We start from the raw sequence: 8,219 nt of genomic DNA on the forward strand, positions 1-8,219 counted from the left end.
ATCAGCGACAGCCCGTCCTTGGGGGCGAGGCTGACGGGGGCGAGGCGGCCCATCGCAAGCGCCTTGGCCGCCGGCATGCGCCGGCCCTGAAAGTCGGCTTCGCCGTCGCCGGTCAGCATGCGACCGAGCGTTGCCATCAGCACCAGGTCGCTGTCGCCGATCGAGCCCAGCGACGGCATCACCGGATGCACGCCGGCATTGAGCGCGCCGATGAGTGCGAGGAAAACCTCTGATGAAATGCCCGAACCGCCGGCCGAAAACATCGCGGTGCGGGCAAGCATCGTCGCCCGCACGATGTCTTGTGGCAGCGCGTCACCCACGGCGCCGCTGCGTCCTTCCAGCAACTGGTGCTGAAAGGCGCTGGCGTCGCCGCTAACCGACGTGCCGAGATTGGCGCCGAGACCGGTATTGAGCCCATAGATCGGCTGGCCAGAAGCGGCGGCGCGGTCGAGCACTTTTCGCGCTCTGTCCAGCCTCTCCATGACCGCGGGGGCTACCTCCACCTTACGTCCGGCGCGGGCAACCGCCGCGACGTCCTCGATGCTGACGCCCGTTCCGGTGAGGACAAGCGCGCTCATGCGAAACGCAGCCGCTGGCCGATGCCTTGCGCCTGCGCCTTGGCCAGCATCGCCTTACCCAGCGCGATATCTGAGAGCGACAGGCCGCGATGCCAGAACAGGATCGTCTCGTCGTCGCTCTGGCGCCCCGGCTTGAGGCCGGCGGCGATCTGGCCAAGTTCGGCGTGCAGCGTCTGCTCGCTCAGGCGTCCGGTCTCGACATGGGCACGCAGCGAGCCGAATTTGCCGCCCTTGCACTGGCCCCAGTCGTCGACGACGATCTTTGCCATGATGTCGGTCAACGACAGCTCCACCGCGCTCATCGTGCCGTAGGGCATCACCAGCCCGCCGGGCTTGATCCATGCGGTCTTCAGCAGCGGCTGCGGTTCCGGCAGCCGCGAGGCCTCGACCACGATGTCGGCGCCCTCGACGCAAGCGCGCCAGTCGGCGACCGCCATGACCGGCTTGCCGAGATCCGCGGACAGCTTGGCGGCAAAGCCGTCGCGGCTTTCCGGCCGACGCGAATGCACGCGGATCTCTTCGAAGTCGAAGAGATGGTCGAGCAGGCGCACGTTCCAGTAGGCGGTGCCGCGCGCGCCGATATGGCCGAGGATCTTCGACGTCTTTTTCGCCAGATGTTTTGCGCCAATGGCGGTGACGGCACCGGTGCGCATGTCGGTGATGACGGTGGCGTCGAGGATGGCGCGCGGCGTGCCGGTGCGCGGGTCGAACAGGTTGAGGATGCCGAATTCCGATGGCAGGCCGTGCAGGTAATTGTCGACATAATCGCCGACGATCTTGACGCCCGCCGCATCGAGCGGCGCGACGTAGCCGCGCAGGACATTGAAATGGCCGTTGAAGGACGGGTCCGGCTCGAGATGGACGCGCGGCTCGATCACCGCCTGGCCGTTGCCCTGCGCCACCAGCCCGCCCTCGACCGCATCGATGATTTCCGCATCGACCATATCAAGGGCTTCGATGTCGAGGGCGTTGAGATAATCGATGTAGATGGGCTTCATGCGCAGATTGGTCCTAATGAAGAGAGGTCCTAGTCAGAAGAGGCGAAACGAAATCGCGAAGTGTCAAAGGCTGGTTCGGTGGCTAGGTTCAGTCATCGCATAAAAGGCGCGATACGACACGAAAGTTTATTGGTCCATGTCTGGACGGCGCCGCCCAAATGCTTGTTCAAACCGGTGCGTCATCGATTTGCCGGACAATTGCCTGGATCAACATTCCGCTCGGGCTGGCCGGTCTGGCGCTGGTCGCCCGCTTCATTCCCGGCCACCGCGATTCCGAAACCAGGCCGCTCGACTGGCCGGGCTTTCTTCTGACTCGGCCGGCTCGCCTCAATGCTCTACGGCCTCGAGCGGATCGCCCATCCGGAAGACGGCGCCATGCCGACCGTGGCGCTGCTTGCCGCCGGCACCCTGGTCGGCTGGCTGGCCGTGCGCCATCTGGCGCGCGCAAAAAATCCGCTGCTCGACCTCTCGGCTTTCAAGGTGCAGACTTTCGCCATCTCGACACTGTCGGCCGGCACCATTTTCCGGGTCGCCATCAACGCCACGCCATTCCTGTTGCCGCTGTTGTTCCAGGTCGGCTTCGGCCTGAGACCCGTCGATGCCGGCATGCTGATCCTTGCCTATTTCCTCGGCAATCTCGGAATGAAGACGGTGACGACACCGACGCTGAGGCGCTTCGGTTTCCGTTCGGTGCTGGTCTTCAACGGCGTGATCGCATCGCTGTCGATCATGGCCTGCGCAGTGATATCGCCGCAGACCCCCAAGCGCTGGTGGTGGCGCTGATGCTGATTGCCGGACTGACGCGTTCGATGCAGGTCACCGCGGTCAACACACTGGCTTTCGCCGGCGTAGCCTCATCGCAGCGCAGCTCGGCGGCGACACTGTCCAGCATGCTGCAGCAAGAGGCGATGCTGTTCGGCGTGGCGGTCGCCGCGGCGCTCCTAAACCTCTCGCAGATCGCGAGAAGCGGTCCGGCGCTCGACCTGGTCGACTTCCGCCTTGCCTTCCTGGTGATCGGCGCAATCGGGCTCGCGGTCTCGCTCCGCTTCCTGGCGCTGCCGCCGGCCGGCGGCACCGAGGTTTCGGGCCATTTTCCGCGGAACTGAAATCGGGCTTGACCTTCTCCCCTTGTGGATCGGCGCGTAGCGCCGAGACGGATGAGGGGTGCTGGGAGAAACGCAGCGAGAAAATATAAAATGGTTTGAAGCGCTTATATCTTGTACGCAACGACCCTTCCAGCACCCCTCATCCGACCGAGCTTCGCTCGGCCACCTTCCCCACAAGGGGAGAAGGAAAGGCGCCGCGCTACACCGGCCGATATACCTTCTCCGCAGTTTTCCAAAAGATGTCCGCCTCGGCGGCCACGCCGTGCTTGGCCACCGCCTCCCGGTGCGCCTTGATCAGCTCGGCGTGGCTGGTCCACAGTTTCTCGATCGGGAAGTTCGAGCCGAACATCAGATGATTGCTGCTGAGGACGTCGATTGCATTGTCGACGATATAGGCGATCAGCGCCGGGTCGTTGCGGTGGACGAAGGTGCCGAGGCCGGAGAGCTTGGCGTAGAGGTTGGGTGCCGCTGAAAGCGTTCGCAGTCCCGCCTTCCAGGCCTCCGTGGTTTCGTCCGACATATCGGTCAGCATGCCGGCATGGGTGAGGATGAAATTGGTCTCAGGATTCTCGCCGACAAGCGTCAGCCCGTCCTTCATCTGGGCGGGGAAAAGCTGCAGATCGAAGGACAGGCCGTAGTCTTTCAGCCGCGCCACATTGGCTCGCACTTTCGGGTCGATCACCTGATCGGCCGAGGCGGCGAAGCGGAAGGCGGGCGTTTCATGCCAGTGCAGCTGCATGCGCACGCCGCGCAGCAGGGGGTACTTGATCAGCCGGTCGATCTGGGGCCTGATATCGTCCACCGTCATGTCGGCATAGCCGACGATGGCATGCGGCCAGCCGGTCTCGTCGGCTGTCTTCTGCAGGAAGGCGACCTCGGTCTCGAAATCCTCCTTGGCCCAGTTGGTCTGGACATAGACCGCCTTCTCGACGCCTGAGCCTTGCTGATCGGCCAGGAATTCCTCGATCGGATAGTCGCGGCGGATCGGTTCATAGGGTCCGAAGATGCGCGGCACCATCGGGCCGACCAGCCATGGCTGATCCTTTTGGCGCCAGATGTGGAAGTGTGCGTCGATCGCCTTCTGCATCATGAGACCCTTTTCCAGATGGCTGCGGCCGCCGGGGCAGGGCGGGCGAGCGACAGGATGAAATCGGTGAGACCGGCGATGGACGAACCATCGATCAGATCGTCGAGCACCGGCAGAATGGCGCGAAGCGCTGCCGTTGCCGGCTGGAAACGGGGATCGCCGGCCAGCGGCGTCGCCAGCGAAAGACGGAAGGCGCGTGCGCTCAGCCGGCGTATCGCCATTTCCAGTTCGGCGTGATCGCCGCGCTCCAGCGCGTCGGACAGGATGACCAACGCCGCCCCGCGCGCGAAAGCGGAAAAGCGCGGCACAGACAGGAAGGCGAGCAGCGTCGGTCCCATGCGGGTGCCGCCGTCCCAGTCGTCGACCAGTGCTGCCACGTGGGCCAGAGCCTGGTCTCGGTCGCGAATGCGCAGCGCCGCTGTGATGCGGGTCAGCCGCGTGCCGAAGGTGAAAATTTCAGCCCGGCCCGCACCTTGCACCGCCGCATGCGCCAGCTTGAGATAATCCGATGTGTAGAGCTTCATCGAGCCTGACACATCGATCAGGATCAGCAGCTTGCGCGGCACGGTCTGCCGGCGGCGCAGCAGCGGCGACGGCACATCGCCGTCGGCACTGACAATTTCGCGCAGCGAACGGCGCAGATCGAGCTTGCCGCGCGCGTGCGTGCGCACGGTGCGGAAGGAGCGGCGGGCGGGCAAGGCGGTCGCGAGCTTGCGGCGGAAGGCGGCAAGCCCGTCGCCGTCGCGCTGGAAGTCGCGGGCGCTCAACAGTTCGGCGCCGGACGATAAATCGCCGCCTTCTGCCTGGCGTGCCACCTCGTTCTCCTCGTCGCCGGCGCCGCCGTCATCCTTGATGCGGGTTTCGTCGTCGGCCTCGCCTTCGACCACGGCCGTGGCGTTGCTGCCGTAGAAATAGCTTTGGAAATGCGCCTCGAATTCGTCGCGGCGGTCCGGCGGCGGCGCCAGCGTGGCAAGCGCTGCCTCGTGGATCTCAATCATCGAGCGCGGTCCAAGTAGCGTCACCGCCTGCATGAAGCCCGATACCTGCTCGGGCGCCACCGGGAAGCCATAGCGGCGCAGCAGCCGGCCAAAGCCGAGCATGGGTGCTGCCGCCAGGGGTAAGTTTTCTCCCCGCATCATTCCTTCGCGGGTGCTGTCCCGCCAGCGGTGAGGTCGATCCGTGTTCGGCCGCGCTGCGAACGGGGCGAAGGGGTCGTTGACGTCGCGTGTCACGCCAGTGCCTCCTCGACGATCTGGCCAAGCTCGGGGGCGATATAGGACAGGTCTTCCTCGTCCTTGATCAGCACGCCGATGGCGCGGCGAAAAGCTTCCGGCCACGGGCTGCCGCCCTGTTCGAGGATGGTCGCGGCGTTCGCCCATTCGACCGCTTCGGCGATGCCCGGCGGCTTGGCCAGCGGACGGGCGCGAATATCGTGCACGGCAGCAGCCACCGCACGCGCCGTGGCCTCGGCGACATCGCCGGCGCGCAGCATGATGATGGCGGCTTCGCGCTCGGCGTCGGGATAGGTAATCCAGTGATAGACGCAGCGCCGCCGCAGCGCTTCCGCCAGCTCGCGCGTACGGTTCGAGGTCAGGATGACGATCGGCTGCGCCGTCGCGCGGATGGTGCCTCTCTCAGGAATGCTGATCTGGAAATCGGAAAGAAACTCCAGCAGCAGCGCTTCGAACTCATGATCGGAACGGTCGATCTCGTCGACCAGCAGCACGCGCTTTTCCGGCGCCTTCAGCACCTGCAGCAGCGGCCGCGCGATCAGGAAACGGTCGTCATAGATGTCGACCTCATGCTCGCCGGCATGACGGATGGCGAGCAGCTGGCGCTGGTAGTTCCATTCGTAGAGCGCATGCGCGGCGTCGATGCCTTCATAGCATTGCAGCCGCACGAGGTCGCGCCCGAGCACTTCAGCTATCGCCTTGGCCGCTTCCGTCTTGCCGACGCCCGGCGAGCCTTCGAGCAGCAGCGGCTTGCCCAGCCGGATCGCCAGGAAGACGGCAGTCGCCAGGCTTTCATCGGCCAGATAGCGCGAGGCGGCGAGGTGCGACGCCACCGCCTCCGGCGAGGTCGCGACAGTCTCGGCGCTTCTCTTGGGCATTTCCAACACTCAGTTCGGGGCTTGCGCCTTCAACGCGCGCAGGATGCGCTCCGGCGTGATCGGCAGCGTGTCGATGCGCACGCCGACGGCGTCGAAGACGGCATTGGCGACCGCCGGGATCTGCGGGTTGGCGCACATTTCGCCTGGCCCCTTGGCGCCGTACGGGCCGTCGGCCGAGGGTCGTTCCAGCACGATGATCTCGGTTTGCGCAAGATCGCCAGGACCCGGCATAAGATACTGGTTGAAGTCGGTGCCGCCATGATCGCGATTGGGATAATAGGGTTCAGTCGTCTCGTAGAGCGCGTGGCTGATGCCCATCCATGAGCCGCCGATGAGCTGCTGCTCAACCATCTTCGGGTTCAGCGCGCGGCCGATCTCAAAAATGTTCTTGATCGTCAGCACGGTGACCTCGCCGGTCTCGTCATCGACCTCGACCTCGGCCACCGTGCAGGCGTGGGCGTAGCAGGTCGACGGCTTCATCGCGCCGGTTTCTTTCTCGGGATAGGAGCGGGGGATCAAAAACATGCCGCGACCGGAGATCGAGCGGCCGCGCTTGAAGTGAGCCGACAGCGCGACATCGAAGATCGAAATCGATTTTTGCGGCGCGCCCTTGACCAGGATGTTGCCTTGGCCGTCGGTTTCGAGGTCCGACGCATTCACTTCCAGTTCCTCGGCCGCCACTTCCAGCATCACCTGGCGGGCTTCCCTGGCCGCCTGGATGACGGCGTTGCCGGCGCGGTGGGTGCCGCGCGAGGCGAAGGTGCCCATGCAGTGCGGGCCGGTATCGGTGTCGGCGGTGTCGACGACGACGCGGTCGGACGGCACGCCGATCGTCTCGGCGCAGATCTGCGCCATGATCTGCTTCATGCCCTGGCCGAGATCGACGCTCGACAGCGTCACCATGAAATTGCCGGTCGGCGTCGAATGCACCAGCGCCTGGGTCGGGTCACCGCCGAGGTTCATCCCGGTCGGATAGTTGATTGCGGCGACGCCGCGTCCACGCCTGATCGCCATCTCAAGCTCCCTTCGCGTAGGACGACATCGCCATGAACTTCTCCGCCACCGGCCAGTTGGCGGTGCGCGACGCTTCCTGCATGCACTCGATCAGCGCAGCGCCTTCGGTCGGCTGGCGGTGCGCCTTCATGTCGCCGTCGCGGTAGGCATTGATGAAGCGGAATTCGAGCGGGTCCATGCCGATCAACCGGGCGAGCTTGTCCATCTGCACCTCCAGCGCGAAATCGCCGATGGTGACGCCGAAGCCGCGCATGGCGGAGGAAGGCGTGCGGTTGGTGTAGACGCAGTAGGTGTCGATCCAGACATTCGGGATCGTGTAAGGGCCGGGGTAGTGGCCAGCGCCCTTCTGCGCGCCATAGGGCGAATGGCGTGAGTAGGCGCCGGCATCGGTGTAGCCGGTGACTTTGCGGGCGACCATGCGGCCATCCTTCATGACGCCATCCTTGATGACGACCTTTTCGGCGGCGCGCGGCGAGGAGATCTGCATCTCCTCCTCGCGGCTGTAGATGAAGGAGACCGGCCGCCCGGTCAGCTTGGCGCCGAGGATGGCGATCGGCTCGACGATGACGTCGACCTTGCCGCCAAAACCGCCGCCGACGGTGCCGCCGACGAAATGCAGCTTGTTGCCAGGCATCTGCAGGATGATCGAGGCGTTGTCGAGGGTGAAGAACATCGCCTGCGTGTTGGTGTAGCAGGTGAAGCGGTCATTGCCCTCCGGCGCGACGATACAGCCGGTCGTCTCGGTCGGTGCGTGTTCGATCGGCGAGGATTGGTAGGTCTGTTCGAGCACGTGATCGGCCCCGGCGAAGCCGGCCTCGACATCGCCGAAGCGTACCTTGCGGCATTCGCCGCTGTCATAGAGATAATAGTTCCGGCCGTGATATTCGTTCACTATCGGCGCGCCGGGCTTCAGCGCTTCCTCCATGTCGAAGACGGCCGGCAGCACTTCGTAATCGATCTTGACCTTGGCCGCCGCTTCCTGGGCGGCACGCTCGGTCTCGGCGAGCACTGCCACCACCGCCTCGCCCTTCCAGCGAACCTTGCCATCGGCCAGCACCGTCTCGTCCTCCGGCCCGATCTGGATCAGGATCAGGATGGTGTAGACATTGTGCGGCACATCCTTGGCGGTCAGCACCTTGACGACGCCTGGATGTTTCTCGGCCTCCGAAGTGTCGATGCCGCGGATGCGGGCGTGATGATGCGGGCTGCGCACCATCTTCAAATGCAGCATGCCGGGAAAATTGCGGTCGGCGAAATAGGCGGTTTTGCCGGTGACATGGCCGGGTGAATCGGAGCGCGGCCGTGGTTGGCCGATCTCGTGCAGAT

At 64.8% G+C, this 8,219-nt stretch carries 7 protein-coding genes and 1 pseudogene; 1 reads left to right on the plus strand and 7 read right to left on the minus strand.

Translation table 11 applies throughout. The annotated features are described in order from the left end of the window. Both EOA86_RS12945 and EOA86_RS12950 read right to left on the minus strand, forming a co-directional pair. Positions 1 to 578: aromatic amino acid lyase (locus tag EOA86_RS12945; protein ID WP_164891719.1), on the minus strand; the 578-nt coding region annotated here is incomplete at its 3' end. Then, entirely contained in the window at positions 575 to 1,576 is a 1,002-nt protein-coding gene (locus tag EOA86_RS12950; protein ID WP_128342007.1) for an ornithine cyclodeaminase family protein, read from the minus strand. The genes EOA86_RS12950 and EOA86_RS12945, both read right to left, overlap by 4 nt. Before the next feature lie 206 nt (positions 1,577 to 1,782). Between EOA86_RS12950 and EOA86_RS12955 the strand changes: the two are divergent. Further along, a pseudogene (locus EOA86_RS12955) lies at positions 1,783 to 2,682 on the plus strand (MFS transporter); the annotation flags it as partial. A gap of 199 nt (positions 2,683 to 2,881) precedes the next feature. Here EOA86_RS12955 and EOA86_RS12960 read toward each other — a convergent pair. From EOA86_RS12960 to EOA86_RS41215, 5 genes are all read right to left on the minus strand, one after another. Then, entirely contained in the window at positions 2,882 to 3,769 is an 888-nt protein-coding gene (locus tag EOA86_RS12960) for an amidohydrolase (protein WP_164891721.1), read from the minus strand. Beyond that, a complete protein-coding gene (locus tag EOA86_RS12965; RefSeq protein ID WP_127209651.1) occupies positions 3,769 to 4,908 on the minus strand; it encodes a VWA domain-containing protein in 1,140 nt (379 codons plus the stop codon). Before EOA86_RS12965 ends, EOA86_RS12960 begins: the two co-directional genes overlap by 1 nt. A gap of 89 nt (positions 4,909 to 4,997) precedes the next feature. Then, positions 4,998 to 5,879 (minus strand): MoxR family ATPase, encoded by an 882-nt coding sequence (locus EOA86_RS12970; protein ID WP_127209645.1) that lies wholly within the window; start codon positions 5,877 to 5,879, stop codon positions 4,998 to 5,000. Between the two features lie 9 nt (positions 5,880 to 5,888). Beyond that, positions 5,889 to 6,893: a molybdopterin cofactor-binding domain-containing protein gene (locus EOA86_RS41210; protein ID WP_127209646.1), complete on the minus strand. Its 1,005-nt coding sequence runs from the start codon at positions 6,891 to 6,893 to the stop codon at positions 5,889 to 5,891. Position 6,894: 1 nt separating this feature from the next. Next, positions 6,895 to 8,217 (minus strand): xanthine dehydrogenase family protein molybdopterin-binding subunit, encoded by a 1,323-nt coding sequence (locus EOA86_RS41215; protein WP_281035656.1) that lies wholly within the window; start codon positions 8,215 to 8,217, stop codon positions 6,895 to 6,897. Positions 8,218 to 8,219: the final 2 nt, after the last annotated feature.

This window comes from Mesorhizobium sp. M5C.F.Ca.IN.020.32.2.1, assembly GCF_004023105.1.
Taxonomy (GTDB): Bacteria; Pseudomonadota; Alphaproteobacteria; order Rhizobiales; family Rhizobiaceae; genus Mesorhizobium; species Mesorhizobium wenxiniae.